This is a genomic window from Dietzia lutea, from assembly GCF_003096075.1.
GTDB classification, from domain to species: Bacteria; Actinomycetota; Actinomycetes; order Mycobacteriales; family Mycobacteriaceae; genus Dietzia; species Dietzia lutea.
The window spans coordinates 2,479,514-2,505,754 of sequence record NZ_CP015449.1; the positions used below are offsets into that span (position 1 = coordinate 2,479,514).

Annotated in this window: 28 protein-coding genes; 8 read left to right on the plus strand and 20 right to left on the minus strand. The window is 72.4% G+C overall.

The genetic code is table 11. The features are described 5' to 3' along the window. Window positions 1-61 precede the first annotated feature (61 nt). Both A6035_RS11270 and A6035_RS11275 read left to right on the plus strand, forming a co-directional pair. A complete protein-coding gene (locus tag A6035_RS11270) occupies window positions 62-862 on the plus strand; it encodes a thymidylate synthase (protein ID WP_108847860.1) in 801 nt (266 codons plus the stop codon). 10 nt (window positions 863-872) lie between these two features. Then, on the plus strand, window positions 873-1,373 hold the full coding sequence (locus A6035_RS11275) for a dihydrofolate reductase (protein WP_108849243.1): 501 nt from the start codon (window positions 873-875) through the stop codon (window positions 1,371-1,373). On the opposite strand, the gene A6035_RS11280 is transcribed toward A6035_RS11275, so the two are convergent. From A6035_RS11280 to mftA, 12 genes are all read right to left on the minus strand, one after another. After that, complete coding sequence (locus tag A6035_RS11280) at window positions 1,370-1,990, minus strand: DUF1707 domain-containing protein (protein ID WP_108847861.1); 621 nt, start codon at window positions 1,988-1,990, stop codon at window positions 1,370-1,372. The genes A6035_RS11275 and A6035_RS11280 overlap by 4 nt on opposite strands. Window positions 1,991-2,115: 125 nt before the next feature. After that, window positions 2,116-3,237, minus strand: a complete 1,122-nt coding sequence (locus tag A6035_RS11285; protein WP_108847862.1) for an NDMA-dependent alcohol dehydrogenase — start codon at window positions 3,235-3,237, stop codon at window positions 2,116-2,118. Between the two features lie 163 nt (window positions 3,238-3,400). Then, window positions 3,401-3,784: a thioredoxin gene (gene trxA, locus A6035_RS11290; RefSeq protein ID WP_108847863.1), complete on the minus strand. Its 384-nt coding sequence runs from the start codon at window positions 3,782-3,784 to the stop codon at window positions 3,401-3,403. Window positions 3,785-3,978: 194 nt separating this feature from the next. After that, window positions 3,979-4,890 carry an alpha/beta fold hydrolase gene (locus A6035_RS11295; protein WP_108849244.1) on the minus strand — a complete coding sequence of 304 codons (912 nt, stop codon included), beginning with the start codon at window positions 4,888-4,890 and terminating at the stop codon, window positions 3,979-3,981. 57 nt (window positions 4,891-4,947) lie between these two features. After that, window positions 4,948-6,222, minus strand: coding sequence for a mycofactocin system GMC family oxidoreductase MftG (gene mftG, locus A6035_RS11300; RefSeq protein WP_108847864.1), 1,275 nt, complete (start codon window positions 6,220-6,222; stop codon window positions 4,948-4,950). After that, window positions 6,219-7,712: a mycofactocin biosynthesis glycosyltransferase MftF gene (mftF, locus tag A6035_RS11305; RefSeq protein WP_108847865.1), complete on the minus strand. Its 1,494-nt coding sequence runs from the start codon at window positions 7,710-7,712 to the stop codon at window positions 6,219-6,221. The genes mftG and mftF overlap by 4 nt, the downstream gene beginning before the upstream one ends. Next, complete coding sequence (mftE, locus tag A6035_RS11310) at window positions 7,709-8,410, minus strand: mycofactocin biosynthesis peptidyl-dipeptidase MftE (protein WP_108847866.1); 702 nt, start codon at window positions 8,408-8,410, stop codon at window positions 7,709-7,711. The genes mftF and mftE overlap by 4 nt, the downstream gene beginning before the upstream one ends. A 6-nt stretch (window positions 8,411-8,416) precedes the next feature. Further along, window positions 8,417-9,232, minus strand: coding sequence for a mycofactocin-coupled SDR family oxidoreductase (locus tag A6035_RS11315; protein WP_108847867.1), 816 nt, complete (start codon window positions 9,230-9,232; stop codon window positions 8,417-8,419). Between the two features lie 45 nt (window positions 9,233-9,277). Continuing rightward, on the minus strand, window positions 9,278-10,501 hold the full coding sequence (mftD, locus tag A6035_RS11320; RefSeq protein WP_108847868.1) for a pre-mycofactocin synthase MftD: 1,224 nt from the start codon (window positions 10,499-10,501) through the stop codon (window positions 9,278-9,280). 59 nt (window positions 10,502-10,560) lie between these two features. Next, on the minus strand, window positions 10,561-11,820 hold the full coding sequence (mftC, locus tag A6035_RS11325; RefSeq protein ID WP_108847869.1) for a mycofactocin radical SAM maturase: 1,260 nt from the start codon (window positions 11,818-11,820) through the stop codon (window positions 10,561-10,563). After that, window positions 11,817-12,143: a mycofactocin biosynthesis chaperone MftB gene (gene mftB / locus A6035_RS11330; protein WP_007633244.1), complete on the minus strand. Its 327-nt coding sequence runs from the start codon at window positions 12,141-12,143 to the stop codon at window positions 11,817-11,819. The genes mftC and mftB overlap by 4 nt, the downstream gene beginning before the upstream one ends. Before the next feature lies 1 nt (window position 12,144). Continuing rightward, window positions 12,145-12,231 (minus strand): mycofactocin precursor MftA, encoded by an 87-nt coding sequence (gene mftA, locus A6035_RS19335; RefSeq protein ID WP_063971908.1) that lies wholly within the window; start codon window positions 12,229-12,231, stop codon window positions 12,145-12,147. Between the two features lie 112 nt (window positions 12,232-12,343). On the opposite strand from mftA, the gene mftR reads away from it, so the two are divergent. The 4 genes from mftR to A6035_RS11355 all read left to right on the plus strand — a co-directional run bounded on the left by mftR (window position 12,344) and on the right by A6035_RS11355 (window position 14,486). Continuing rightward, window positions 12,344-12,949: a mycofactocin system transcriptional regulator gene (gene mftR, locus A6035_RS11340; protein WP_235026571.1), complete on the plus strand. Its 606-nt coding sequence runs from the start codon at window positions 12,344-12,346 to the stop codon at window positions 12,947-12,949. Between the two features lie 65 nt (window positions 12,950-13,014). Then, window positions 13,015-13,521, plus strand: coding sequence for a hotdog fold domain-containing protein (locus A6035_RS11345; protein WP_200836314.1), 507 nt, complete (start codon window positions 13,015-13,017; stop codon window positions 13,519-13,521). A gap of 60 nt (window positions 13,522-13,581) precedes the next feature. Then, window positions 13,582-14,079: a hypothetical protein gene (locus A6035_RS11350; protein ID WP_108847871.1), complete on the plus strand. Its 498-nt coding sequence runs from the start codon at window positions 13,582-13,584 to the stop codon at window positions 14,077-14,079. Further along, complete coding sequence (locus A6035_RS11355; RefSeq protein ID WP_235026570.1) at window positions 14,076-14,486, plus strand: transcriptional regulator; 411 nt, start codon at window positions 14,076-14,078, stop codon at window positions 14,484-14,486. The genes A6035_RS11350 and A6035_RS11355 overlap by 4 nt, the downstream gene beginning before the upstream one ends. Here the strand turns inward: A6035_RS11355 and A6035_RS11360 are convergent. After that, window positions 14,406-15,272, minus strand: coding sequence for an ABC transporter permease (locus tag A6035_RS11360; protein WP_108847873.1), 867 nt, complete (start codon window positions 15,270-15,272; stop codon window positions 14,406-14,408). The genes A6035_RS11355 and A6035_RS11360 overlap by 81 nt on opposite strands. After that, window positions 15,269-16,351 carry an ATP-binding cassette domain-containing protein gene (locus A6035_RS11365; RefSeq protein WP_108847874.1) on the minus strand — a complete coding sequence of 361 codons (1,083 nt, stop codon included), beginning with the start codon at window positions 16,349-16,351 and terminating at the stop codon, window positions 15,269-15,271. Before A6035_RS11365 ends, A6035_RS11360 begins: the two co-directional genes overlap by 4 nt. 131 nt (window positions 16,352-16,482) lie before the next feature. Here A6035_RS11365 and A6035_RS11370 point away from each other — a divergent pair, with 131 nt between their 5' ends. Together A6035_RS11370 and A6035_RS11375 are read left to right on the plus strand one after the other, a co-directional pair. Then, window positions 16,483-16,878, plus strand: coding sequence for a VOC family protein (locus A6035_RS11370; protein WP_108847875.1), 396 nt, complete (start codon window positions 16,483-16,485; stop codon window positions 16,876-16,878). Window positions 16,879-16,976: 98 nt separating this feature from the next. Then, window positions 16,977-17,807, plus strand: coding sequence for an HpcH/HpaI aldolase/citrate lyase family protein (locus A6035_RS11375; RefSeq protein WP_108847876.1), 831 nt, complete (start codon window positions 16,977-16,979; stop codon window positions 17,805-17,807). Between the two features lie 122 nt (window positions 17,808-17,929). Here the strand turns inward: A6035_RS11375 and A6035_RS11380 are convergent, their stop codons facing one another. The 6 genes from A6035_RS11380 to eccCa form a co-directional block, all read right to left on the minus strand. Next, window positions 17,930-18,802, minus strand: coding sequence for a sulfurtransferase (locus A6035_RS11380; protein ID WP_108847877.1), 873 nt, complete (start codon window positions 18,800-18,802; stop codon window positions 17,930-17,932). 49 nt (window positions 18,803-18,851) lie between these two features. Further along, window positions 18,852-20,210, minus strand: a complete 1,359-nt coding sequence (locus A6035_RS11385) for an NAD-dependent succinate-semialdehyde dehydrogenase (protein WP_108847878.1) — start codon at window positions 20,208-20,210, stop codon at window positions 18,852-18,854. A 167-nt stretch (window positions 20,211-20,377) separates the two neighbouring features. Then, window positions 20,378-20,671 (minus strand): WXG100 family type VII secretion target, encoded by a 294-nt coding sequence (locus tag A6035_RS11390; protein WP_108847879.1) that lies wholly within the window; start codon window positions 20,669-20,671, stop codon window positions 20,378-20,380. Between the two features lie 33 nt (window positions 20,672-20,704). Further along, window positions 20,705-21,025: a WXG100 family type VII secretion target gene (locus tag A6035_RS11395; RefSeq protein ID WP_007628508.1), complete on the minus strand. Its 321-nt coding sequence runs from the start codon at window positions 21,023-21,025 to the stop codon at window positions 20,705-20,707. 112 nt (window positions 21,026-21,137) lie between these two features. Further along, window positions 21,138-21,989, minus strand: a complete 852-nt coding sequence (locus tag A6035_RS11400) for a hypothetical protein (RefSeq protein WP_108847880.1) — start codon at window positions 21,987-21,989, stop codon at window positions 21,138-21,140. Continuing rightward, the gene (gene eccCa / locus A6035_RS11405; RefSeq protein ID WP_108849246.1) at window positions 21,986-26,071 is read right to left on the minus strand and encodes a type VII secretion protein EccCa; all 4,086 of its coding nucleotides are present in this window, start codon (window positions 26,069-26,071) and stop codon (window positions 21,986-21,988) included. The genes A6035_RS11400 and eccCa overlap by 4 nt, the downstream gene beginning before the upstream one ends. Between the last annotated feature and the right edge of the window lie 170 nt (window positions 26,072-26,241).

Genomic DNA, 26,241 nt, shown 5'->3' on the forward strand with positions numbered 1-26,241 from the left:
TTTAGTGGGTCGGTGTGAGCTTCAATGGGTCGGCCCCCGGATTTTCAGTAGACTCCGCCTCATGACCGTCCCCACCCCGTACGAGGATCTGCTCCGGCTCGTCCTGGAAGAGGGCACCCCGAAGGCGGATCGCACGGGAACGGGCACGCGGAGCCTGTTCGGTCACCAGATCAGGTACGACCTCGCCGCCGGGTTCCCGCTCCTCACCACCAAGCGCGTGCATTTCAAATCGGTCGCCTACGAGCTGCTGTGGTTCCTGCGCGGTGACTCCAACGTGCGGTGGCTGCAGGACCACGGCGTGAGCATCTGGGACGAGTGGGCGGACGAGGCCGGCGAGCTCGGCCCCGTCTACGGCGTCCAGTGGCGGTCGTGGCCGACCCCGGACGGCCGGCACATCGACCAGATCGCGGCGGCCGTCGACCTGCTCCGTACGGACCCGGATTCGCGGCGCAACATCGTCAGCGCGTGGAACGTCAGCGAGCTCTCGAATATGGCGCTGCCGCCGTGTCACCTGCTGTTCCAGTTTTACGTGGCCGACGGCAAGCTCAGCTGCCAGCTCTACCAGCGCAGCGCCGACCTCTTCCTGGGCGTGCCGTTCAACATCGCCTCGTACTCCCTGCTCACGCACATGGTCGCCCAGCAGGTGGGCCTCGAGGTGGGCGAGTTCATCTGGACCGGCGGGGACTGCCACATCTACGACAACCACGTCGAGCAGGTGCGCACCCAGCTGGAGCGCGAGCCGTACCCCTACCCGGAGCTGCGGCTGCGGAAGGCGGAGTCGATCTTCGACTACCGCTTCGAGGACTTCGAGGTCGTCGGCTACGAGCATCATCCGGGAATCAAGGCCCCGGTCGCCGTCTGACGTGGTCGCCATGGTGTGGGCGCAGGCCCGCGGCGGCGTGATCGGCGACGGCCGCGACATGCCGTGGCACATCCCCGAGGACCTTGCCTTCTTCAAGCAGGCGACCGTCGGTCGTCCCGTGGTGATGGGCCGCGCGACGTGGGACTCCCTGCCGGAGCGGTTCCGCCCCCTACCGGGGCGGCGCAACATCGTGTGCACGCGGGACGCCGGGTGGGCGGCCGACGGCGCCGAGCGCGCCGGGTCGGTGGGCGCCGCGTTGGCCTCGGCGGGCCACGACGCGGTGGTGATGGGCGGCGGACAGGTCTACGCCGCCGCGCTGCACGCGGCCGACGAGTGCCTGGTGACCGAGATCGACGCCGACGCCCCCGGGACGGTGCTGGCGCCCACGTTGGACGGGGCGTGGGAGCGGGTGGAGGTCGGCGAGTGGATCACCGATCCGCGGAGTCGCGTCGACGGGTACGACGACGAGGTGCGGCACCGGCACACCGTGTGGCGTCGCCGGGAGCGCTAGAACCACTTCCAGGTCTTGGGGATCTTCTCCCCCGCGGCGAGGATCTTGATCTTGGCGCTGGCCATGAAGCCGTTGATCTCGATGTCCAGGTGCGGACCGCCGTGAACCTCGTAGCGTCCCTCGTCGATCTTGAGATCGGTCATCGTCCGGTTCCCGGTGATCGTGACCGAGACGCCCGGCGGGAGCAACACCCGGGCGTTGGCGGCCCACAGGTCCAGCTGGAGGTGGGTGCGGGGCCGGTCGACGACGGCCTCGCGGGCGTCGAGGTAGATCTCCCCCATCCACGAGGTGAGCCGGTAGTCGTCCGGCAGCATCCACCGCCCCTCGCGCTTGAGGGTGTCGAAGATCGAGGTGGTCTTCTGGCCCTCGTCCACGACGATGGCGGCGCCGGGTCGGGGGGCCGGCGGTCCCGCGTGGTGCGCGGCGGGCGGGGCGGCCGGGTCGGACCCGGCGGGCAGTCCGCTCAGGGCCACCTCGAGTTCGGCGGGGCAGGTGGCCGCCCAGATCTTGGCGGCACGGTCGGAGAACTCGGCGAGCGAGAGCTCACCGCGCCCCACCATCGCCTCCAGTCGCCGTTGGGCCAGTGCTCTGGGGTCGTTGTCCTGCTCCGGATCCATGGCCTCAGATTACCCAGCGACCGGGTTCTCGGCGGGAGGGGCCGGAACGCGAGACCCCGCGGGCCCGCCGGCTGTGCCGGCGTTCCCGCGGGGTGGGTGTGGGCCCGGATCGTGGGCCGCCGCGCTCAGTCCTCGTGAACGATGATGCCGCGCACCATGCCCTCGCCGCCCGACTCCATCATCTCGTAGCCCTCGTTGACCTGGTCCAGGTTGAAGCGGTGGGTGACGAGCTCGTCGAGCTTGAGCTGCTTCTCGTCCCACAGACGCAGGATGTTGGGGATGTCGTGGAACGCGTTGGCCGAGCCGAAGAGCGATCCCTTGATGACCTTCTCGTACTGGGAGACGAACAGGCCGGTGAGGGTGATCGACTGGTTGTCGAGGCCGCCCATCGAGGTGAGCACCACGACGCCGCGCTTGCCGACCATGTCGACGGCGTCGGCCGTGACCTTGGCGTCGGCCACGCCGATCGTGATGATGGCCTTCTCCGCCATGAGGCCCCAGGTCATCGCGGGCAGCTCGGCCTTGGCCTGCTCGACGTCCGTGTAGACGTGGGTGGCGCCGAACTCCTTGGCCTTGGCGAGCTTGGTCTCGTCGGTGTCGATCGCGAGGATGAACCGGGCGCCGGCGTGCTTGGCGCCCTGGATCGCGTTGATGCCGATGCCGCCGATGCCGAAGACCACGACGGTGTCGCCGGCCTTGACGTCGGCGGAGTAGACCGCCGATCCCCACCCCGTGGTGACACCGCAGCCGACGAGCGCGGCGACCTCGAAGGGGATCCAGTCCTGGATCTTGACCACCGAGTTCATGTTGGCCACGGTGTACTGCGAGAACGTCCCGAGCGTGCACATGGCGCCGGCGGTCTCGCCGCCTGCCAGAGCAAAGGGGTAACGACCGTCGGCCATGACGCCGAACGTGCCGTTCAGGCCGCCGTCGCAGAGGTTGGACATGCCGCGGGCGCACGCCGGGCATTTGCCGCACGCGGGGATGAACGAGCCCACCACATGGTCACCGGGCTGGACGTGCGTGACGCCCTCACCGACGGCCTCGACCACGCCCGCGCCCTCGTGCCCCAGCACGATCGGGAGCCGACCGGGCAGGTCCCCGGTCCGCATGTGCAGGTCCGAGTGGCACAGGCCGGCGACCTTCCACTTGACCAGCACCTCACCGAAGTGGGGTCCGTCGAGCTCGGCCTCGACGATCTCGAACGGCTTACCGAGCTCACGGGCGATTACGGCCTTGGTCTTCACTGCGACTCCCTCCGGGCGCGACGGTGGTGACCCCCGTCACTGGAACGTGTTCTCGTCACACTAACCCCGGTACTGACATCTGTGGGGTGGCTACAAGAACGTGTTCTCGCCTCGGAGGGAGCGCGGTGTCAGAGCCCAGGCGGCCGAACCCAGGCACCCGGCCTCAGGGCTGCGCGTCGCCCTGCTGGGCCTGCGCCTCCTCGACGGCCTTGCGGACCTCGTCCATGTCGAGTCCCTTGATCTGGTCGACCAGGTCGTCCAGGGCCTGCTCCGGGATCGCACCCGAGTGACGGAACACGGCGATGCCCTCACGGAACGCCATGAGCGTCGGGATCGACTGGATCTGCAGCATCGCGCCGAGCTGCTGCTCGGCGTCGGTGTCGACCTTGGCGAAGGTCACCTCGGGGTTCTTGCCCGAGACCTTCTCGTAGACCGGGCCGAAGGCCTTGCACGGGCCACACCACTCGGCCCAGAAGTCCACCAGGACGATGTCGTTCTCGGTGACGGTCTTCTCGAACTCGGCGGTCGTGATGTCGACGGTGCTCATACGAATGCCCTCCTTGCGCGTACGGGGCGACTCTCGACCCGTCTGCTCGTCGCCAGCCTACGGATCGCGCGGGCCGACGACGAGATTCCCCGGCCACCGATACCCGTCTGGGTATCGGTGGCCACTCATCCAGGGCAACGTACACGGGGTGGGGTTATTCCCCGGACACCCCCGCGCCGTGGCTTGTCCGCGACTCAGCGGAGGGGTGGCGAGTCGAGCACCTCGGCCAGGAACCACTCGAGCTGGTCGAGGAACACCGCGTTGTCGTCGCCGGCGACCATGTGACCGGCGTCGGCGACCTCCGTGGTGTGGGCGTGCGGGAGCAGCTCGAGCAGATGCTGCACGGAGTCGTCGCTGACGATGTCCGAGGCCGACCCGCGGATGAGCAGGGTGGGCTGGGTGATCTTCGGGACGAGCTCCTCGAAGAAGGCGTTGCCGATCTCGGTGTTGTCGGCCGAGGCGTTACCGGCGAAGCGCGGGTCCCAGTGCCAGTGCCACCGCCCGTCCTCGCGCAGACGCAGGTTCTTGCGCAGCCCCTCGGGGTTCGGGGGCCGCTTGCGGTGGGGCTGGTAGGCGGCGATCGCGTCCGCGGCCTCCTCGAGGCTCGCGAACCCGTTGAACCCGGAGCGCATGAACTCCCCCACCCTCTCGACGCCCTTGGCCTCGAGCCTGGGGGTGACGTCGACCAGGACGAGCGCGCGGGCGACGTCCTTACCGGTGCCCAGCGAGAGCATCGCGGTCATCCCGCCGAGCGACGCGCCGACGACGACCGGACGCCGCTCGGGGAACCGCTCCGCGACGATCGCCTCGAGATCGGCGGCGAGGCGATGGATGTCGTAGTCGCCTTCCGGGTCCCAGTCGCTGTCTCCGTGTCCGCGCGCGTCCATCGCGGTGACGCGGTAGCCCTCGCCGGAGAGGCGGCGTGAGGCCCGGCTCCAGGCGTGGCGGGTCTGCGCACCGCCGTGGAGCATGAGGATCTCGTCGACGGCCTCGGTGGGCCGGCCGTCCGGTCCGTGCGGTTCCCACACCTCCCCGACCAGCCGGACACCGTCCTCGCGCTCGACCGCGAACTGCTGTGGCTCGACGGTGGTCTCAGTACTCGGCATGTGCGCGCCTCCCGGGCCGTCGCCCACCCTCTCGGTGGAACGTGTTCTCGTGTCGTTCTACCACGCCCGCTCGGCGGCCACCCGCGCGGCGAGCTCCTCGGCCACCGCGAGGACCGAGTAGTACGGACCGCACCGCGGCAGCGCCGGCAGGACCGACGCGTCGGCCACCCGCAACCCCTCCACCCCGTGCACGCGACCGGAGTCGTCGCACACCTCCCCGATCCGCGCCGCGCCCGACAGGTGCTGGGAGGTCGAGCGGGTGACGGCGCCGTCGATGCCCAGGCGTTCCGCCACGAGCGCCGTCGCCTCGGCCAACGCGGTCGCGTCGCGCGGGTCGTCCGCGAGGTGCACGCTCCCGTCGGCGTGGACCCGCCCCCGGCCGACGGGGTTCATCAGCGCCACCCCGACACGGTGCGGCGCCTCCTCGAGGCCGGGGATCACGCGGTGCATCGGGACCGCGTAGGGGCGCACCTCGATCTCCGGCACCCACCCGCGCTCCCGCTCGGGGAGCTCGAGTCGGACCACGTGGGAGAGAAGGGGCGGCAGCCCGGCGGCCGCGGCGGCCAGGCCCGCGGGGACGTCCAGCAACAGCTCGGGATGCTCCTGCACCCCGTCGCCGACCGGGTGGCCGCCGGCCCGGTCGATGCCGGAGCCCAGCAGGAGAACGGTCGTCCCGATCGTCCCCGCGCACAGCACCACCTGGCGGGTGGTGATCTCCTCGTCGTCGTCGAGGGCCACGCCCACACACCGCCGGGCGCCTCCCGTTCCGCCGACGGCTCCACCCGCCCACGACAGTTCACGCACCGCGGCGCCGGCGCGCACCCGTACGCCCGCTCCGGCGGGGTCCCACGCGTCGAACGCCGTCACCCTCCGCTCCCCGCTGCGCGCCTGCGCGACGGCCGCGACGCGACCGGGGAACGCGGCGGCGACCCACGCGGCGACCGGCCCCATCGGCGCCAGGCGGGGGCGCAGGCGCTCGGCCGCCCGCGCCAGCCCCACCGCGTAGCGCCGGGGCCAGTCCGGTCCCCACGCCTCGAGATCCGCCGGCCGGGCGGGCGCGCAGTATCCCCCGTTCACCGCGCCGGACCCGCCGACCGTCCGGCCGCGGGGCAGCTCCAGAACCGCGTCCCCGAGCGTGGCGGGGTGGCGTGCGACCACGCGGGAGTCGGGGCCGATGTCGAGCAGGCCCGCGCGTGGGGAGGCGGCGGCCGTGCCGGCCTCGAGCAGCAGGACGTCCGCGCCCGCGTCGGCGAGCCGCCGGGCCACCACGCACCCGGCGGCGCCCGCACCGACCACCACGACATCCGCGTCCCCGCCCGGGCCGCCGGTCATCGCGTGAGTTCCGGGCGCAGGGCGGCCGGGGAACGCTCCGTCACCGCCGAGCGCCAGACCCCCACGCCGTACGCCAGGTCGTCCAAGCGGTGCAGCAGGACGTGCCCGACCGGCTCGTCGGTAGGCCACCGGCCCGGTTCCCGTGCGCTCCACCAGTGCCACAGGCCCTCCGCCGCGATCGCGACCGCGAGGCGTCGGCGCAGCGCCCGCGCGGTCCGGCCCCGCGACCCGGCGGTGAGCGCCAGCGCCGCCGCGGTGATCGGCCAATACGGGCGTAGGACCGCCTCCGGCAGCTGCCTGATCGACGCCCCTGCGCCGCGCGCGACGAGCTCGGCGGCCGCGCGTCCGTCGCCGGTCAGCGCACGCGTGCGCCACCACGCCCTGGTCACGGCACCGAGCGCTATCACCGTGCCGAGCGGGCTCGCGCTCCACACACCGACCGCCACGGCCAGCGACCATGGCGCGGCGACGGCGGGCGCGACGTCTGCGCCGTGGCGCACCGCAAGGGGCGCGGCTCCACGCCCGTAGTAGGCGCGGCGGGTCAGCAGCGCGCGCACCCCGGTGCGGTGCCGGTGTGCGACGCGGGCGGCGGGCTCGTAGCGGATCCGACCCCCGGCGTCGTCGATGCGCCAGCACAGGTCCACGTCCTCCGCGACGTGCATGCGCTCGTCGAACGGCCCCTCGCCCCCGCCGACGGGGACCGGGGGCAGCAGGTCGGGACGGACCGCGAGCGCCGCACTGGGCACGTACGCCACGCCCGTGCGCGGCCTCACCCGCGCCGGTTCGGGGCCCATGTCCAGCGCCGAGCGCGCCGTCTCGTAGCCGCGCACCCCGAACCGGCCGGGCTCGGCGGCGACGACGCGCGGCGCGACCGCCGCGACCAGCGGGTCGTCGAGGCGGGCGAGGAGGATGTCGAGCCAGCCCGGCAGCGGGAGGACGTCCGCGTCGAGGTACACCACCACGTCGGCGCCGGCCGCGACCGCAGCGGACGTGCCGGCGTTGCGCGCGGCCGCCGGGCCGCGGGAGTGGTCGTGGCGCAGGACGGTGGCGGGCGCAGCGGTGAGGGGCACCGCCAGCGGCGGGGTGGAGCCGTCGTCGACGACGACGAGGTGGGCGCCCCGCGCGAGTTCGGGGGCGAGGGCCCGCGCGAGGGCGGCGACCCCGTCCGCGTCGTCACGGACGGGGACCACCACGGCGACGCCGTCCAGCGGGCGGTCCGCGGACACCGGGCCGGCGGGATGGGCCATCCCCCGGTCGGTGAGTGCACGGGCGAGCGCGGCCCCAGCGGGCGTGTCCGTCGCGACAGCCCGGCCCCCGTCCAGGAGGCCCGCCACCGACGGCGCGGGCGTGATGAGCGTGACCGGGTCGCCGCCCAGGACCCGCACGAGGCCGCCGCGTCGCAGGATCCGCGTCCGGCGGTCGAGCAGCACGTGCGGCCGGTCGGCGGTGGGTGCGGCGGCTGCGGGCGTGCGGTGTCCGGCTGGTCTCATCGGAGCATCCCGTCGTCGCCCGGGCGCCACCCCGCGAGCCGCGCGCGGGCGTCGGCCACCAGCAGGTCCCACAGCCGCTCGCCGTCCGCGGCCGTGGCGGTGGTGGGGTCCCCCAGGACGCCGGACGGACTCACTGCGGCGACCCCGCCGTCGCGCATGGCGGGCAGGATCTGCGGCAGCGGCCGGACGCAGCCGCGGGCCGCGAGATCGACGCGCACGAGGTCCGCGTGCAGGTGCAGCATGAGCGAGGTCTCGGCGTGCCCTGCGTGGGTGTCGCGGGCGTCCTCGGCGGTGCGGCATGACAGCCACGCGACGTCGCGGCCCTCGTGCCGCAATCGCGGGATCGCGCGGCGGAGGGCGTCGACGTTGCCGCCGTGACCGTTGACCACGAGCAGTCGGTCCGCCCACGAGGACACGGACCTGCCGAACTCGAGGATCACCTCGCCGAGCGCCGCTGTCCCGATGGAGACGGTCCCCGCGAACGACTGGTGCTCCCCGCTCGAGCCGTAGGCCAGGGCGGGCAGCACGCGGGCGGTGACGCCGGCCGCCGCGTCGGCGACGGCGCGGGCCGTTGCCTCGGCGAGGAGGGTGTCGGTCTCCGGCGGCAGGTGCGGACCGTGCTGCTCGGTGGCCCCGAGTGGCAGCACGGCGAGCACGCCGCCGCCCGGCCGTCCGGCCGCGTCGATCGCGCCCGTCATGTCGGGTCAGACCTTGATCGCGCCCATGTCGACGGTGAAGGTCGAGGCGGTGATGGTGCGCGAGGCGTCCGACGCGAGGAATAGCACCGAGTCGGAGATGTCATCGGTGCTGGCCATGCCCATGCCCAGGATCGGGGTGAAGTGCGGCAGGAACTGCGGCATGTTGTTGAACACCTCGAGCGCGTCGGGGTCCTCGGCACCCATCGGCGTCTGCACGCCGTAGGGGTGGATCGTGTTGACCCGGATGCCGTGTTCACCGAGTTCCTTCGCGGCGGTCTGCGCGAGGCCCACCACGCCGTACTTGGAGGCCGAGTACGGGGATTGCACCGGCATGGCCTTGAGGCCCGCCACCGAACTGACCAGGATGATCGAGCCGCCGTTGCCCGCCTCGAGCATGTGCGGGATCGTGGCCCTGAGGGTCTTCCAGTACCCGGTGAGGTTGATGTCGATGGTGTCCTGCCACTGCTGCTCGTCGAGCTCCCAGACCTTGCCCCAGTTGCAGATGCCGGCGTTGGCGATCACCACGTCCAGACGCCCGCCGAAGCGCTCCACGCCGCGCGCGATGAGATCCTGCTGGAACGCCAGGTCCCGCACGTCCCCGACCTCCGCGCAGATCTCCCCGCCCTCGGCCTCGACGCGCTCGATGGTGTCGGCCAGGTCGTCCTCGGTGGCGGTCCGGTACTTGACGTACTCGGACGGCGCCGCGCACAGGTCGAGGCCGATGATCTTGGCGCCCTCGCGGGCGAACCGGATGGCGTGCTTGCGGCCCTGGCCGCGGGCCACGCCGGTGATGTAGACGACCTTGCCGTCGAAATCTCCCATGGAGGAGGTGTCCTTTTCTCTGGGTTCTCGTGGGGTGGTGACGGGTCAGGCGCCGAGGCGGCGCATGAAGCCCTCGGGGATGACGTAGTCGTCGCGGCTCAGCTCGGAGATCGACGACTTGCTCAGCCCGATGAGGCTGGAGTCCAGACCGGAGCGCATGATGTCGAGGACGTTCTCCACGCCGGCCTGCCCGTTGGCGCCCAGGCCCCAGAGGTAGGCGCGGCCGATCATCACCGCGCGGGCGCCGAGCGCGAGCGCCTTGGCCACGTCCGAGCCGCGGCGGATACCGCCGTCGAGCAGCACCTCCACCCGGTCGCCGACCTCGTCGACGATCGGCGCGAGGCAGCGGATAGAGGCGGGGGTCGCATCGAGGTTGTTGCCGCCGTGGTTGGACACCGAGATCGCCGTGACCCCGGCGTCGACGGCCCGCTTGGCGTCGTCGATGCGGGTGATGCCCTTGAGCATGACCGGGCCGTCGTAGTTCTCCACGACCCAGGCGATGTCCTCCCACGTGGCCGGCGGGGTGTTCATCCACTCGCCGTAGGCGCCGAAGAAGGAGGGCCCCATCTCGCCCTGGTTGACAAGGTTGGGGGTCGTCAGGTCCGGGAAGCGCTTGTTGACCACCACGTCGCGGGCCCACTCGGCCGCCCAGCGCGGCCGCACGGCGATCTGCGGGGCGAGGGTGACCAGCGCCTTGGCGTCGAGGGTCTCGGGGATGGCCGGGCTCCCCCAGTCCCGTCCCATCGAGAACGACCAGTCCGTGGTGAGGATGACCCCGGCCGCGCCGGCGGCCTTGGCGCGCTCGAGCCGGCGCAGGACCTGCTCCTTGCCGCCCAGCCAGTACACCTGGAAGAAGGTCTGTGGGTTGGCCGCGATGACCTCCTCGATGGGCTTGGAGGCGAACGAGCTCAGGCCCATCGCGGTGCCGCGGGCGGCCGCCGCACGGGCGACGTCGACCTCCCCGTCCGGGGTGACCGCCTGCACGCCGGTGGGCGAGATCATCACCGGCAGACTGATGGGCTGACCCATCACCGTGGTGGCCATGTCGCGGTCCTGCTTGGCGCCGATGACGTGCGGCTTGGGCTCGAGTTCGGAGAACGCGTCCATGTTGTCGCGGATCGTCACGCCCGCCTCGCTGCCACCGACGAGCGCCATGTACACGCTCTTGGGCAGCTTCTTCTTCGCTCGACGCTGTGCCTCGGCGACGGACTCGAACCACGGGTTCTGCCGCCAGGGGTTGGCCTCGGCGATCTTGGACAGACGGGACACGGTGGGGGTTCCTCCTACGGGATTCGGTCCGGGGGCGCGGGTCGGCTCGGGACGCGCGGTCAGATCGGGGACTCGTCGCACAGGCTGGTGGGCCGGCGCGGCGGGGTGGTGATGAGCGTGAGCGGCACCGGGCCGGCGGGCTGCTTGCGCGCCGCCAGGCCCTTGGTGCGCGAGTGGTCCTGCGACGGCGCCGGGATGGCGCGCTCGGCGGCGAGCAGGCCCTCCCCGTGGCCCTGGACGCACTCGGGGTCCGGGCCGTCCATCGGCAGGCCGGTGAAGAACTTCGCGGCCATGCAGCCGCCACGGCAGCTGTCGTAGAACCCGCAGGACCCGCACGCGCCCGCGGACTGGGGCTCGCGCAGCTCGCGGAACAGCTCCGACGTCTGCCACACCGACTCGAATCCGCCGTCGGCGACGACGTTGCCAGCGAGGAAGTTGTCGTGGATGGCGAACGGGCACGCGTAGACGTCCCCGATCGGGTCGATCAGACACACCACGCGGCCGGCGCCGCAGAGGTTGAGCCCCGGCAGCGAACCCTGGCCGTCGCCGAACGCGGACAGGTGGAAGAAACTGTCGCCCGTGAGCACGTTCTCGCCGTGCGCGACCAGCCAGTCGTAGAGGTCCTTCTGCTGCTCGGGCAGCGGGTGCAGGTCGTCCCACACGTCGGCGCCGCGGCCGGACGGACGCAGTCGCGTGATGCGCAGGGTGGCGTCGTAGCGATCGGCCAGCGCCTTGAACTCGTCGAGCTGGGTGATGTTCTCGCGCGTGACGACGACCGAGATCTTGGCGTCGGTGAAGCCGGCGTCCTTGAGGTTCTGCAGCGCCCGCACGGCCATGTCGAACGAGCCCGGGCCGCGGACCGCGTCGTTGACCTCGGCGGTCGCGCCGTCGAGGGAGATCTGCACGTCGACGTAGTCACTCGCCGCCAGGCGCCGGGCGACCTTCTCGTCGATCCGCACGCCGTTGGTGGAGAACTTCACGCCCACCTGGTGGCTGGTGGCGTAGTCGACGAGCTCCCAGAAGTCCGAGCGGACCGTGGGCTCGCCGCCGCCGATGTTGACGTAGAAGACCTGCATCTTCTGCAGTTCGTCGATGATCGCCTTGCACTGCTCGGTGCTCAGCTCCCGCGGATCGCGCTTGCCCGAGGAGCTCAGGCAGTGCACGCACGAGAGGTTGCACGCGTAGGTGAGCTCCCAGGTCAGGCAGATCGGCGCGTCGAGCCCGCGCTCGAACTGGTCCACGAGTCGGCCGACGGGAGCCGGAGCCGCGGTGGTGGGCGCCGCTCCGGACGTGGTCGAGCGGTCGAGCATGCTGGTCATGAGGTCTCCTCGATCATGCGCGAGGCGGCGAGCTGGCCGAGCGCGTGCAGGTACAGGCGGGCCGTGCCCGGGTCGTCGATCGGCACCCCCGCGGCCGCGCACGCGGCGCGGGCGGTGGGATGGTCCGCGAGCGTGCGCACGACCTCGACGATGGTCGGCGACTTGAGAAAGCTGAGCTTGCGGGTGTGGAAGTGGTAGAGAAGGGCCCCGAACGGCTCGGGCCGCAGGGCGACGCCCGGGTGCAGGCGCCAGCCGGCGTCGAGATCGAATGCCGCCGGGGCGGCCGTCTGCCCGGCGCCGGCCGGCGCTGCTGCGGAGGTCATCTCAGTAGACCCCGCACATGCCGTCGATCGAGACCTCCTCGATGAGGGCCTCCTCCAGCACGACCTCGGTGTTCTGCGCGTTGTCCATCTCGCGTCCTTCCCTCCGGAACTGCGGGAACCCCACCACGGGCGTGGTGAGACCCGAATCATATTGGCACTTGGTGCCAGTGGCAAGGATCACTGATCTAGGCTCTCGTGTCATGGGAATGACGGGAATGACGGGAATAACCTCGGGACGGACGCCCGGACGTCGCCCGTCGACCACCCGCGCGTCGATCGTCGACGTGGCCCTCGACCTGTTCGCGCGCCAGGGTTACGAGGCGACCAGCGTCGACCAGATCGCCGAGGCAGCCCACATCTCGCGGCGCACCCTGTTCCGCTACTTCCCTGGCAAGGCCGCCATCGCGTGGGGCGAGTTCGACGAGCAGATCGAGCTCATGCTGGGGTACCTGGCCGGCGTCCCGGAGGACACCCCGCTGCGCGACGCGCTGGCGGACGCCCTCATCGCGTTCAACACGTTCCCGCCGTCGCAGACCGAGGTCCACCGCCTACGGATGCGCCTACTCCTGGGCGTGGACGAGCTCCAGGCCCACTCGACGCTCGTGTACGCCGACTGGCGGCGGGCCGTGGCCGGATTCGTCGCCGACCGGCGGGGCGAGACGGTGGACGACCTCGTGCCCGCCGCCACCGCGCACGCCGCCCTCGGGATAGCGCTGTCCGCCTACCGCCTGTGGGTGGCCGAGCCCGGGGCGGACCAGGATCGCCTCCACGAGCTCCTGCGCCGCGGGACGCAGATCTTGGCTTGACGCGGTGAGCACTCGCGCGCTCCGGGTGGCCGCGGGGCAACTTACCGCGGGGTAACCTCGTCGTCGTGACCGACACCTCGCCCCGCCCCACCGCCGACACCTCCACCTACCGCCTGTGGAAGTCCGCCACCCGCCTGCCGTTCGGATCCCGTCTGTTCAGCGCCGCGGTGAGCCTCAAGGCCCCCTACTTCCGCACGGCCCATCCGCACGTCACCGAGCTCCGGCCCGGGCGCTGCGTCGTGCGCGGGCCGGGATGGTGGGGCAACCGCAACCACATCGGCACCTTCCACGTGATCGCCGCGTGCAACCTCGCGGAGATGGCGATGGGCATGCTCGCCGAGGCCACCGTGCCCTCGACCCACCGCTGGATCCCCGTGGGCATGAACGTGCGCTACCCCGCCAAGTCGACGGGCGGGATGACCGTCACGGCCGAGTGGACCGAGCTGCCCGACTTCGCGTCCATGTCCACCGGGCAGGACATCGAGGTGCCCCTGCGGTTCGTCGACGACGCGGGGGTCGAGCCCGTGGTCGGCAGCATCACGATCCGGGTCTCGCCCAAGAAGAGGACGTGAGCCGGGACCACTTCTGATTTTCCCTTGCGGAAACGGAAAGAGACCCCTACCGTTTCCGTCATGGAAAACAACGCGTCGCCCCCGTACGATCCCGCCGCCGCCCTCGCCGACGTCGACTCGGCCCGCCGATCCGTGGCCGACAGGCTCATCACCCCGTGGTGGTACCACCCCACCCTCGGCGCGATCCTCGCCGCGATCATGCTGGTGGCCGCTCTCGACCTGCACGACGTCGTCCGCCTCGTGGTCTCCCTGGGCGGGGCGATCGGCATCGGCCTGCTGGTCGGGGCCTACCAGCGCACCACCGGCCTGTGGGTCGACATGCGCAACCTCGGCCCCACCTCCCGCAGGTGGTGGTTCGCCTACGCGGTGATCGTGATGGTGGTGACCGGCTCCTCGCTCATCCCCACCGCCTCGGGCCGGGCACTCCCCGTCTGGCTGGCCGTCCTGCTCGCCGCCGTCGCCCTGGTCGCCACGATCGTCCTGGGCCGCCGCGTCGACAGCGCGATGCGCGAGGAGATCCGCTCCGGCGCCGCCGCCCTCCCGAAGGCGCGTCGATGATGGCCAGGCGCGCCGCCGCCCGGTTCGACGAGATCATCCACGCCCCCCACCGGCTGCGGATCTGTGCCCTGCTCGCCCCGGTCGAATCGATGGAGTTCGGCACCGTCCGGGACGACCTCGGCGTCGCCGACTCGGTCCTGTCCAAGCAGTTCAAGGTCCTCACCGACGCCGGCTACGCCACCACCTCGAAGGCCGCCGCCCCCACCGGACGGGCGCGTACGTGGCTGGCCCTGACCCGCAGCGGACGCAAGGCGTTCGCCGGTCACCTCCAGGCGCTGCGCGAACTCGCCGCCGCCGCGGAGGGCGAGCCGCTCGCCCGGAGCGCCTCAGTCGCGGGTGCGGGCGTCGAAAGCCCGGATCGCGATCGGGGCGATGAGCACGGTCAGGCCGACGATCCACAGCAGTGACGAGAGCAGCGGATACTGCAACGGCAGCGCCGCCTCCGGCCCCACGGCCGGGGCGTTGCCCCACAGCTGCCGCATCGCCTGCACCACCGACGACAGCGGGTTCCACTCCGCGAACACCCGCAGCCAGTCCGGCATCGACTCCGGCGGGGCGAACGTGTTGGCCAGGAAGGTGATCGGGAACGTGGTCGTGAACATGACGCCGTTGACCGCCTCGATCGTCTTCAGTCGAGACCCCACGACGATCCCGATCCAGATCATGACGAACCCGAACCCGACCAGCACGACGTAGCCCAGCAGGGCGTCGAGGAGGTTCGAGCGGATCCGCCATCCCACGATCAGCCCGGTCAACGACATCACCACCACCCCGATCGAGGAGTGGATGAGGCTCGACGCGCTACGCGCGATGAGGATGGACGCCCGCTGGATGGGCAGCGACCGGAAGCGGTCGATGATGCCCTTGTTGAGGTCGTTGCACAGCCCCGACGCCACGACGAACGACGAGAACGCCATGGTCTGCGCCATGATCCCCGGCAGCAGCCACTCGCGGTAATTCACCCCGCCCGCCACGGCGATCGCGCCGCCAAAGACGTACGCGAACAGCAGCACGAACATCACCGGCTGGATGGTGACGTCCGCCAGGTTCTCCGGCTGCCGCCGGATGTGGAACAGATTGCGGCGCACCAGCGCCGAGACCTGCCGGCCGAACGAGGGGCCGTCCGGGCGGGCCGGGACGGCGAAGCCGTCTGCGCTGGTGGTCCCCACGGCGGGGTCCGCGACGGTGCTCATACCCGGTGCTCCTGATCGGTGGTACCGAGACCGGCGGTCTCGGATCTGGCGGTCTCGGGTTCGGCGGTCCGTGTCCCGGCGTCCTCGCGGTCGGCGGCCCCCTCCCCGGCAGACTCGAGTCGGGGGTCCTCCGCCTTCCGCCCGGTCAGCGAGAGGAAGACATCGTCCAGGCTCGGGCGCTGCAGGCCGATGTCGTCGAGCTCGATACCGGCCTCGGTGAACGCCGCGGCGATCCCCGCGAGCGCGGAGACACCTTCCGACGGCGCGGTGAGGCGGCGCGCGTCCCGGTCGACGTGGAAGTCGGCGATACGGGTCGTCAGCACCCGCGCGGCCTCGTCGACGTCCTCCGGACGCGACACCGTGATCACCAGGCTGGCCGCCCCCGAACGGTCCTTGAGCTGCAGCGGCGTGCCCTCGGCGATCACGCGTCCGTGGTCGATCACGATCACCCGGTCGGCGAGCTGATCGGCCTCGTCGAGGTACTGCGTGGTGAGCAGCAGTGTGGTCCCGTCACGGACCAGTCCGCGCAGCACGTCCCACAGTTCGTTGCGCGACCGCGGATCCAGGCCGGTGGTCGGCTCGTCGAGGAACAGCACCGGCGGGGCCGCGACGAGACTGGCCGCCAGGTCGAGGCGGCGCCGCATCCCGCCGGAGTAGCTCTTGGCGACTCGGATGGCCGCCTCGGTGAGCGAGAACTTCTCCAGCAGTTCGTCCGCCCGCGCCTTCACCGCCTTCTTCGGCAGTCCGTACAGGTCACCGATCAGGCGGAGGTTCTCCCGCCCGGTGAGCAGCTCGTCGACCGTGGCCGACTGGGCCGTCAGTCCCATCTTCTTGCGCACCAGCGCGGGCTCGGAGACGACGTCGTGGCCGGCGACCCGGGCGGTTCCCGAGGTCGGCGGACTCAGGGTGGTCATCATCCGGATCGTGGTGGTCTTGCCGGAACCGTTCGGACCGAGCAGCCCGAGGACCGACCCGGTGGGGACGGTGAACGAGATGTCGTCGACGGCGGTGAAGTCGCCGAATCGCTTGACGAGGTGTTCGGCCTCGATCGCCGGTGCGGACGTGGTTCGGGTACTCACCCTCAAAGGGTGGCCCGCTCCCGTGGAGTAGTCAACAGTCCCGCCGCGCCGTGCGGACAGATACTGTCAGCAATGCGGCCCGCGGCACCGGATCGGATGCCGGCGGGCCCCGACCGGCCTACCGTCGTGCCATGCCCCGCATCGCCATCACCTCCGTCCACGTCGACGACCAGTCGCGTGCGCTCACCTTCTACACCGAGGTCCTGGGGTTCGTCCTCAAACACGACCTCCCCGCAGGCGACTTCCGCTGGCTCACGGTGGTCGACCCGGGCGACCCGAACGGCACCCAGCTGCTGCTCGAGCCCGACCAGCACCCCGCCGCCCGGGCCTACGTCACCGCGTTGCACGCCGACGGTATCCCGGCCGCGCAGTTCGAGGTGGACGACATCCACCGGGCGCACGCCGAGCTGCAGGAGCGGGGCGCGCGGATCGTCCAGCCGCCCACCGAGATGGGTCCGGTGTGGACGATGATCCTCGACGACACCTGCGGCAACCTCGTCCAGCTCGTCACCGCCCCGGACGTCTGAGGCCCGGCTCCGCGGGGCCGCGCCCACCTTCCGCGACGTATCGTGGGGAGGCCGCCAGCGCCTTCCGACGCCCCACGACCAAAGGATGACCGGTACCCGTGAGCCCCCAGTCGACCATCCCGCCGACCATCGCCCGCTCGTGGCTCCTGCTGCCCGCGGACAAGTCCGAGCGTTTCGATGACGCCGTGAACTCCGAGATGGACGTGGTGGTCCTCGACGTGGAGGACGGGGTGCGGCAGTCCGAGAAGGAGCGCTCGCGCCGTGAGGTGCGCCAGTGGCTCGAGGCGGGCAACCACGCGTGGATCCGCATCAACGACGTCCGTTCCCCGGAGTGGGAGAAGGACCTCATGGCTCTGGGTCACTGCCCCGGGCTGGACGGCGTGATGCTGGCCAAGACCGAGAACGCCGAGCACGTCGCCCTCACCGCGGCCCGCCTGGCCGAGGGCACCCCGATCGTCGCCCTGATCGAGTCCGCGGACGGCCTGGCACAGGCGGCGGAGATCGCCAAGACCGAGCAGGTGGTGCGCCTGGCGTTCGGCGTCGGGGACTACCGGCGCGACACCGGCATCGGATCCTCTCAGATCGCGCTGGCCTACACGCGTTCGCAGTTCGTAGTGGCCAGCCGGATCGCGCGCGTGGCCCCGCCGATCGACGGGCCGACCATCTCCAACGACACGGGGGTGCTGATGGACGCGGCAGAGCACGCCGTCGAGATGGGCATGACCGGCAAGCTGTGTCTCCGGGTCGACCAGGCGCCGTACATCAACGAGGTCCTCTCCCCCTCCGCCGCGGACGTCTCGTGGGCCGAGTCGGTCATCGACGAGCTCGGGAACGGCGGCGAGCGCTGCCGCGACGGATCCGACCTGCCGCGCCTGGCCCGCGCGCAGAAGATCGCCCGGCTCGCGCAGGCGTACGCCGTCGCGCGCTGACGGAAGCCGCGAACGCCGAGCTCGTCGCGGACATGACAGGGCCCCGGCCGCGTGTGCGGTCGGGGCCCTGTCATCGCTCCCGGGTCGTTCAGCGGGGCGAGTCGGTCAGCGGGTCGGTTCGGTCAGCGGGGCGAGTCGCCGGTGACCAGCGGCAGGTCGGGATCACCGGCCCACGCGGTCATCGAACCGTCGTACACCGCCACGTCCCCGCGGCCGGCCAGCGCCAGCGCGTGGGCGACCCCGGTGGCCGCGATCCCACCGCCGCAGTAGGTGACGACCTCGCGGTCCTCGTCGAGCAGCCCGGCCGCCTCGAACTCGGCGCGCAGTTCCTCGACAGGACGCAGCGCGCCGGTCTCGGGGTCCCGGAGGCGGGCCACCGGCAGGTTGATGCTGCCGGGGATGTGGCCGGGACGACCGTACGAGTCGACGTCACCGCGGTACGTGGCCTCGTCGAGGACGTTGACGAGAATCGTGTTCTCGTCGTCGAGGGCCGCGGCCACGTCCTCGGTGGACCGGATCAGTTCCGGTCGTCGGACGCCGGTGAAGGTGCGCGGCGTGGGCACCGCGATCTCGTCGGTGACCTCGTATCCCGCGGCCTTCCACGCCGGCAGGCCGCCGTCGAGGACGGCGACGTCGTCGAAGCCCTCGAAGCGCAGGTGCCACCAGAGGCGGGTGGCCCAGAACCCCTCGTGCTGGCCGTAGACCACCACGGTCGCGCCGTCCCCGATGCCGAGCCCGCTCGCGGCGGCCGCGAAGCGCTCGTGATCCGGCGCGGTGGCGGGCAGGGGGCTGCCCGGGTCGGCGAAGTCACCGAGCAGGTCGGCGAACAGGGCGCCGGGGATGTGCTCGGGCCGGTACGTCTCCAGGCCCGAGACCGGGCGCGGGGTGCCGTCCGCGTCGGCGGTCAGGTGAGTGGTGGCGTCGACGACGACGAGGTCGGCGTCACCCAGGTGCTCGCGCAGCCACCCGGGGCTCACGGTGAGCGGAGTCGTCATGTCTCGTCCTTTCGATGGGGTACGCCCTTTCGAGGATAGACAGATCTGTTCATCTGACGCGCTGGAGCCGAACGTTGGCGAACTCGGTCAGGCCCCATCGGCCCAGCTCACGCCCGTACCCGGAGCGCTTGACGCCGCCGAACGGCAGCCCCGGCATGGTGGTGCCGTGCTCGTTGACGTAGGCCATGCCCACCTCGAGCCGCTCCGCCACCTCGGAGGCGCGCTCGGTGTCGGTGCCCCACACGGACCCGGACAGTCCGAAGTGGGTGTCGTTGGCGATGCGCACGGCCTCGTCGACAGAGTCGTAGGTGTACACCATCGCGACGGGGCCGAAGATCTCCTCGCGGTAGGCGTCCATCTCCTCGGTGATGCCGGTGAGGATGGTGGGCTGCATGAACGCGCCGGGCCGGTCGATCGCCGCGCCGCCGGTGACGAGGGTCGCGCCCTGCCGGACGGCCGTCTCGACCTGCTCGACGACGCCGTCGCGGGCGTCCTCGGATGACAGGGGCCCGAGCTCGGTGCCCTCGTCGGCGGCGGGCCCGACGGCCAGTTCCTCGTAGAGGTTCTTCAGCCGGCCGAGGAAGTCCTCCTCGAGCTGCGACGGGACGAAGATCCGCTTGGGCGAGTTGCACGCCTGCCCGCAGTTCGACAGCCGTGCCCGGCCCACGGTCTCGGTGAGCTCGTCGAGATCGTCGGCGTCGAGGATGATGAGCGGGTCGGACCCGCCGAGTTCGAGCACGCTCGGCTTGAGGTTCTCCGCGGCCACCGTGGCCACCGCGGCGCCGGCTCCCTCGCTCCCGGTGAGGGAGACGCCCTTGATCCGCGGGTCGGCGATCATCTCGGCGACCGTGTCGCTCGAGGCGTAGACGTTGACGAAGACGTCGTCGGGAAGGCCCGCCGCGCGCTGGACCTTCTCGATGGCCGCGGACGAGCGGGCGCAGATGCTCGCGTGCTTGAGGACGACGGTGTTGCCGAGCAGCAGGTTGGGCGCGGCGAACCGGGCGACCTGGTAGTAGGGGTAGTTCCACGGCATGATCCCCACCAGCGGCCCGACGGGCTCGTAGGTGACCCGGTTGAGACGCGCCTCGGGCACGTCCAGCGACTCGGGCTCGAGGAGGGCGGGGCCGTGCTCGCCGTACCAGCGGTAGATCGACGCCGCGAGCTCCACCTCGCCCTGCGCCTGGTCGGGAAGCTTGCCCATCTCGGTGGTGATCGCCTTGCCGAGTTCCTCGCGGTGCTCGTCGAAGGCGTCGGCGATCGCCACGAGGATGCGGGCCCGCTCGGCCACGTCGGTGTCGCGCCAGGTGGTGAATCCCTCGGTGACGGTGTCCAGGACGCCGTCGACGTCCCGGATCTGCTCGTACTCGCGGTCGGTCTGACCGGTGGACGGGTCGTGCGTGACGTACATGCGGTCCTCCCTCTTCTCGCGGCGGCCGGTGGTGGTACCCGGTCGTGTCACGCGACGGTAGGCGGCGGGTGGGACCGGTGCATCCGGTCGGTGCGCCTCGACCCCGCCACCGCGGTGGGGCGGGGCGGGGTCGCGGGAGGTCGGATGTGGGTGTCGGGCCCGGTGGATCAGTCCCAGCCCTGGGCGGCACGACGATCCGCGTCGGCCATGCCCTGGTTGCCCTGGGCGGCGGCGCGGGAGATCTCGGCGAGCATCGCCTGCAGCGCTGCCGCGGCCTGGTCCCAGTCGTTCTGGTGCGCCTGGTAGGCGACCGCGGCGTCGCCCTCCCACTCGGCGACCAGCGGGGCGAGGTAGGCCTCGAGGTCGTCGAGGGTGGTGCGCAGGTTGGTGGACGCCTGCGCGACCTGGCCGACGAGGGCCTCGATCGGGCCGTGGTTGTAGGTGATCTGTCCAGAGGTCATGACGGTCCCTTCCGGTGGTGGTGGTGTCGGCGATCAGAGGTTGAGCGGGCCGGTGCCGCCAGCCCGGGTGATGAGGGCGGCCGAGTCCTGGTCCGCGGCGTCGAACGACGAGCTGTTGGTCCGCATCGTCTCGGAGATCCCGGCGAGCGCGTTGTTGAGCTTGGCGCTCTGCTGCTGCCACTCGGTCATGATCTGGGTGAAGCGTGCCTGCGCGGCGCCGCGCCAGACCGAGCCGCCGAGCTGGGACACCGAGTCCCGCACGGTGCCGAGCAGCCGGTCGATCTCGAGGTTCACGTCGTCGACCCTCCTGGCCGCCGTGTCCATGGTCCCGATGTGGGTGTTGAACCCGGTCATCTCATCCTCCCCTGTGGTCGCTGCGGACTCCCGTTCTGGGTCCGTCACAGTGTTCGACGCGGCCGGGAGGCCGTTCGGTTCCGCGGGAACGGGAAATTCTCCGCCGGGATCGTCAGGAGGTCGTGTAGAGCCGGGCCGCCGCCTCGACCGGCGCGACGTCGGGTATCACGAACGACAACAGACGGGCCCGGTCGCACGCGTCCACGACCCGCTCGGCGACCCGGCCGCGCACGAGGACCTCCGTGGACCCGGTGGCCGCCTCGCGCCGCCGGCGCCGCAGTCCGGCGACCGCGTCGAGGACGCGCGGCACCTCGTCGTCGACGGCGGAGTCGCGGAACGGGTCACGGCGGTGCACCACGGCGCGGTCGACCAGGGTCAGTCCGCCGCGCGCACGTTCGACGAGCGAGACCGTGGTGCGCGTGCGGGAGGATTCCACGCACACCGCCCAGCGCGCCGACGACGACGGCAGCGCCTCGGCCGTGACCAGGGCTGAGCGGACCACGCGGGCGGCGACCCCCACGCCCCGGGCGGCGGCCACGAGCCGGGTGGTACGGCTCGTGCCCCAGTCACTGGGCACCACCAGCACAGCGGTGTCGCCATCACCGTCACTGTCACCGACCCCGGCCCCGGCCCCGGCCCCGGCCCAGCGAAGTGCGCGCGCGACGGGGGCCGCGAGGAGCTCGGGGACGGGCACCGAGAGGCCGGCGACGTCCACGCGGTCGCGGTGTGCGTGGGCGACGGGGTCTGCGAGGCACCGGCCCGGGAAGCGGGCGGCGGCCGCGTCGGCCCGATCCGAGCACTCGATGCGGTCCCCACCGGGCGGGAGCGCCGATCCGTCGAGGCCGGCGAGGACGGAGGCGGGGGCGACCGCCGGGGACAGCACCGCCGAGGCGGACGCCGCCGCGACGGCCAACCCCGAACAGGACAGGTCGACGGCCAGGGTCGCCGCCCGCCCGTCGGTCACGGTTCGGACAGTGCGGTCTGGACCAGCCGCACGCCGCCGTCACGGGTGATGAGCCGCCCCCGCCCGGCCGGCAGCGGGCCGGGTCGCACGCCGCCGAGCAACGGTCCCTCCTCGCGGCTGCCGGACATGAGGAACCCGGCGCCGCCCAGGTCGCGGATCCGGGCCACAAAGGGGTCGAACAGCGCGCGCGAGGCGCCGGCGCTGCGCCGCGCCAGGACGACCGACAGGCCGATGTCCCGGGCGTGGGGCAGGAAGCGGGCCAGGGGCTGCAACGGGTTGCCCCCGCCGGTGATGACGAGGTCCAGGTCGTCGACGAGCAGGTAGATCCTCGGTCCGCTCCACCACGACCGCGCGCGCAGCTCCTCGGCCGTGACGTCGGCGCCGGGCATGCGCTCCTCGAGGACGCGCGCCAGGTGCTCGACCATGGGCACGAGGGCCGTCTCGGTGGGCGCGTAACCCGCCAGGTGGTCCCCTTCGACCTCGCCGAGCATCGTGCGCCGGTAGTCCACCACGATGAGCTTGGCGTGCTCGGGGGTGTTCCCCGCGACCAGGCCGCGGGACAGCGACCGCAGGAGGGAGGTCTTCCCGCACTCCGAGTCGCCCAGCACCAGCATGAGCGGGTCGCCCTCGAGGTCGGCGTAGACCACCGTGAGATCGGCCTCGTCGACGCCGAGCGGGACGCGGGAGCGACGACCGTCGGCGTCGGGGCGGGCCAGGCTCGCGACCTGCGCGTAGGGCAGGACCTCGGGCAGCATCCGGACGGGGGCCGCGCCGACGTCGCCCACCCGGGCGCGCCACCGCCGGGCGAGGTGACGCGAGGCCTCGGCGGTCGCGTCGGCCATGCCCTCCGGGTCGACGCGGCCGTCGAGCCGGGGTTGGTAGACGAGCATGTGGTCTCGGGCGCGGGTGAGTCCCCGCCCCGGGGCGGCAGGGACCGTCATCGCCGCGCGCCGGTCGATCATGGAGTCGGTGGGATCGCCCAGCCGCAACTCGACCCTCGTGCCGAGGGCGTCGCGCAGCGCCGGCCGCAGGTCCGCCCAGCGGGAGGCGGACAGCACCACGTGGACGCCGTAGGACAGCCCGTCCGCGGCCAGGCCCAGGACCACGGCCTCGAGGTCCTCGAACCCGGTGCGCAGGGCCTGCCACCCGTCGAGCACCAGCAGGACGTCGGGGTACTCCGTCACGGGGCGCCCGTTCCGCTCGATCTTCCGACGGCGCGCCTGGTCGACGGAGGTGATGTCCGCCTCGCGGAACGCGGCTTCACGACGGCGACGCTCGGCGTCCACCTCGGCGATCGTGCGCCGGATCCTCTCCTCCTCGCCGCGGCGGGCGACCCCGCCCACGTGCGGCAGGTCCGAGACCGACTGCAGCAGGCCGCCGCCGAGGTCCACGACGTACACCGACAGCCGGTCGGGCTCGGTGGTCGCGGCCGCGGACAGCACGAGGGTGCACAGCGTCGTCGACTTGCCGGAGCGGGTGCCGCCGACGACGGCGACGTTGCCGTCGGCACCGGACAGGTCCACGTACCAGGTGTCGCGGCGCTGCTCGAACGGCAGGTCCACCTCGGCGAGCGGGAACCGCAGCCCGACCGGCCGGACGCCCGCGATCGCGGTCCCCGTCGGTTCGGCGCGCGTAGGTTCGGTGCCCGCGGCCGCGGCGTCCATCGATGCGGTGCCCGTCGGTTCGGTGCCCACGGCCGAGTCCAGCGGAGCGCCCTCCCCCAGCGGGGCCAGCCACACTTCGTGCGCGGGTCGGCCGTGCCCGGCGAGTCGGCCCACCAGGACGTCGAGCAGGCTCGCCGACTCCTCCGTGCCGTCGGCGTCCGCGGCGTCGCCGGGAACGAGGTCCTCGTCGTCGTCGGCCCCGACTACCACCGGCGGCGTCGGCACCGGCATGTACCAGGCGGTGAACGGCCGCACCGCCGCCCGCGCGGCGACCGTGGCCACCGACGAGCCGTCGAGGCGGCGGTCCTCGGTGTACGGGCCGGACACGTAGGCGGCGTCGAACCTCACCGGCTCACCGGCGTCCACCTTGAGGTAGCCGGCGCCCGGCGTGGCGGGCAGGTGGTAGGCGTCGGTCACGCCGAGGACGGTGCGAGACTCGGTCGCCGAGAACGTCTTGAGGGCGATCCGGTAGGACAGGTGGCTGTCCAGCCCGCGCAGCCGTCCTTCCTCGAGGCGCTGGGACGCGAGCAGCAGGTGGATGTGCAGGGAGCGCCCGAGGCGCCCGATCGTGAGGAACAGCTCGGCGAACTCGGGCTTGGAGGACAGCAGCTCGGAGAACTCGTCGACCACGATCACCAGCGCGGGGAGCGGGTCCAGCGGGGCGCCCTTGGCGCGGGCGGCCTCGTACTCCGCCACGTTCGAGTAGTTGCCGGCCGCGCGGAGCACCTCCTGGCGCCGGGTGAGCTCCCCCTCGAGGGCGTCCCGCATGCGGTCGACCATGGTGATCTCGGCCTGCAGATTGGTGATGACCGCGGCGACGTGTGCCAACGACTCCAGCCCGAGGAACGTGGCGCCGCCCTTGAAGTCCACCAGCACGAGGTTGAGCGAATCGGGGTCGTGGGTGGCGACCAGGCCCAGCACGAGGGTGCGCAGGAACTCGGACTTGCCCGACCCGGTCGCGCCGATACACAGCCCGTGCGGGCCCATGCCGCCGTGCGCGGCCTCCTTGAGGTCGAGCTCCACGGGCGCGCCGTCGGGACTGACCCCCACGGGCACGCGCAGCCGGTCGCGTTCTCCGCGGCGCCGCCACGCGACCGCCGGGTCGACCTGGGTGGCCACGCCGATCCCCAGCAGGTCGGGCAGGCCGGGCGCGCGGCGGGTCGAGGTGGAGCCGTCGGCGTGGGTCACCGTGTCGGCGGGCCGGTAGCGCGACAGCGCCATGGCCAGTCGCTCGGCCTCCGGCGGGCTCATCGCGTCGACCCGCGCGACCTCCTCCTCGCCCGCCTCGGTGCGGACGCGCGCCACGCGGTCGTCGCCGACGCGGATGCACAGACCCCGGCGCAGCGCGAGGTCGCGCAGCTGCCCCGCACGGCTGCCGGAGACCTCGAGCACGGTGACGCCGTCGAGTCCGTCCTCGGCCAGGAGACGCTCGGCGCCGGTGACGCCGACCCCGTCGACGACGACGACGAGGTGCGCCCGCCCCGGGACACCGGCCGCGCTCGGGGAGAAGGCGGGTCGGTCCGAGATGTCGGTCCCGAGCATCGACTCGACCCCGGCGAGCGAGAACTCGGTGAGCCGGACCCGCCCGCCGCCGTCGGTGTAGACGTGGTGTTCGTGGTGCGGGAGCCACTTGAGCCACTCCCAGGCCCGGCGGGCGTCGCCCTCGCTCGCGGCCACCGCGACGCGGACCCGGCCGGGGCCGTGGGCCACCACGAGGCCGCCGATCATGGCGCGCACGGCGGCGCGCACCCGGTCGACGTCGCCGTCGAGGGACAGGGCGGCGAACGCGCGCAGCTCCAGCGCGACGGGCAGCTCGTCGACCACCGAGTGCACGCGGACGAAGCGTCGCATGCTCACCACCGACACCGGCTCCAGGTCGTCGACGGGACCCGTGTCCGGGGCCTCGAGCCGGGTCGCGAGCGACTGGCGGCCGGGGCCCACGCGGATGGTGAGGTCGTCGGGGTCCGACTCGTCGCGCTCCCACATGCGGGACGTACCGACGAGCGCGGGCAGCTCGACGGGGTCCGGGTGGCGCCAGAGGGCGGCCGCCCGCTGCGCGGCCGCGGTCTCGCGGACGGTGTCCCGGGTCTGGCCGAGGTAGCGCAGGTAGTCCTTGCGCAGTTCGTCCGTCTCGGCGGTCTTGTTCCCGCCGGTCAGCGTGCCGGCGAGCATGCCCACCGCCGAGACGGCCATCATCACCGGGAAGAGCATGAACATGGGGTTGCGCATCATCCCCGTGCGCATCATCACCACGACCATCCCGCCCACGGCCACCACCAGGACGATGGGCAGGACGATCTGGATGAGCGGGCGCGGGGTCGGCCGCGGCAGGGCGGGCGGCGCCTGCAGTGCGATCTCGCCGCCGGGCGTGGGCGGGGCGTCGAGCTTCTCGGCGCGCGCGAACACGACGTCACCCATCAGCGGCACCCGTGTGCGTCACCAGCGATCGTCCCCTCCACTGCCGCCGGGCGCGCGGCGCGCCGCCGGGAGTTGGGCCCCCCACGAGCGCCCTTCCGCCCCGACAATGATCGGCGTATCGGGTGGCGATGTTAGGGCAGTACACGTCCTGGCGGGGGCACCAACCGGGA

Bases quoted from the DNA above. Each gene is read 5' to 3' on its own strand.
- A6035_RS11270 (WP_108847860.1), top strand. From the start codon at position 62: ATGACCGTCCCCACCCCGTACGAGGATCTGCTCCGGCTCGTCCTGGAA.
- A6035_RS11275 (WP_108849243.1), top strand. From the start codon at position 873: ATGGTGTGGGCGCAGGCCCGCGGCGGCGTGATCGGCGACGGCCGCGAC.
- A6035_RS11280 (WP_108847861.1), bottom strand. From the start codon at position 1,990: ATGGATCCGGAGCAGGACAACGACCCCAGAGCACTGGCCCAACGGCGA.
- trxA (WP_108847863.1), bottom strand. From the start codon at position 3,784: ATGAGCACCGTCGACATCACGACCGCCGAGTTCGAGAAGACCGTCACC.
- A6035_RS11295 (WP_108849244.1), bottom strand. From the start codon at position 4,890: ATGCCGAGTACTGAGACCACCGTCGAGCCACAGCAGTTCGCGGTCGAG.
- mftG (WP_108847864.1), bottom strand. From the start codon at position 6,222: ATGACCGGCGGCCCGGGCGGGGACGCGGATGTCGTGGTGGTCGGTGCG.
- mftF (WP_108847865.1), bottom strand. From the start codon at position 7,712: ATGAGACCAGCCGGACACCGCACGCCCGCAGCCGCCGCACCCACCGCC.
- mftE (WP_108847866.1), bottom strand. From the start codon at position 8,410: ATGACGGGCGCGATCGACGCGGCCGGACGGCCGGGCGGCGGCGTGCTC.
- A6035_RS11315 (WP_108847867.1), bottom strand. From the start codon at position 9,232: ATGGGAGATTTCGACGGCAAGGTCGTCTACATCACCGGCGTGGCCCGC.
- mftC (WP_108847869.1), bottom strand. From the start codon at position 11,820: ATGACCAGCATGCTCGACCGCTCGACCACGTCCGGAGCGGCGCCCACC.
- mftB (WP_007633244.1), bottom strand. From the start codon at position 12,143: ATGACCTCCGCAGCAGCGCCGGCCGGCGCCGGGCAGACGGCCGCCCCG.
- mftA (WP_063971908.1), bottom strand. From the start codon at position 12,231: ATGGACAACGCGCAGAACACCGAGGTCGTGCTGGAGGAGGCCCTCATC.
- mftR (WP_235026571.1), top strand. From the start codon at position 12,344: ATGGGAATGACGGGAATGACGGGAATAACCTCGGGACGGACGCCCGGA.
- A6035_RS11350 (WP_108847871.1), top strand. From the start codon at position 13,582: ATGGAAAACAACGCGTCGCCCCCGTACGATCCCGCCGCCGCCCTCGCC.
- A6035_RS11355 (WP_235026570.1), top strand. From the start codon at position 14,076: ATGATGGCCAGGCGCGCCGCCGCCCGGTTCGACGAGATCATCCACGCC.
- A6035_RS11360 (WP_108847873.1), bottom strand. From the start codon at position 15,272: ATGAGCACCGTCGCGGACCCCGCCGTGGGGACCACCAGCGCAGACGGC.
- A6035_RS11370 (WP_108847875.1), top strand. From the start codon at position 16,483: ATGCCCCGCATCGCCATCACCTCCGTCCACGTCGACGACCAGTCGCGT.
- A6035_RS11380 (WP_108847877.1), bottom strand. From the start codon at position 18,802: ATGACGACTCCGCTCACCGTGAGCCCCGGGTGGCTGCGCGAGCACCTG.
- A6035_RS11385 (WP_108847878.1), bottom strand. From the start codon at position 20,210: ATGTACGTCACGCACGACCCGTCCACCGGTCAGACCGACCGCGAGTAC.
- A6035_RS11390 (WP_108847879.1), bottom strand. From the start codon at position 20,671: ATGACCTCTGGACAGATCACCTACAACCACGGCCCGATCGAGGCCCTC.
- A6035_RS11395 (WP_007628508.1), bottom strand. From the start codon at position 21,025: ATGACCGGGTTCAACACCCACATCGGGACCATGGACACGGCGGCCAGG.
- eccCa (WP_108849246.1), bottom strand. From the start codon at position 26,071: ATGGGTGACGTCGTGTTCGCGCGCGCCGAGAAGCTCGACGCCCCGCCC.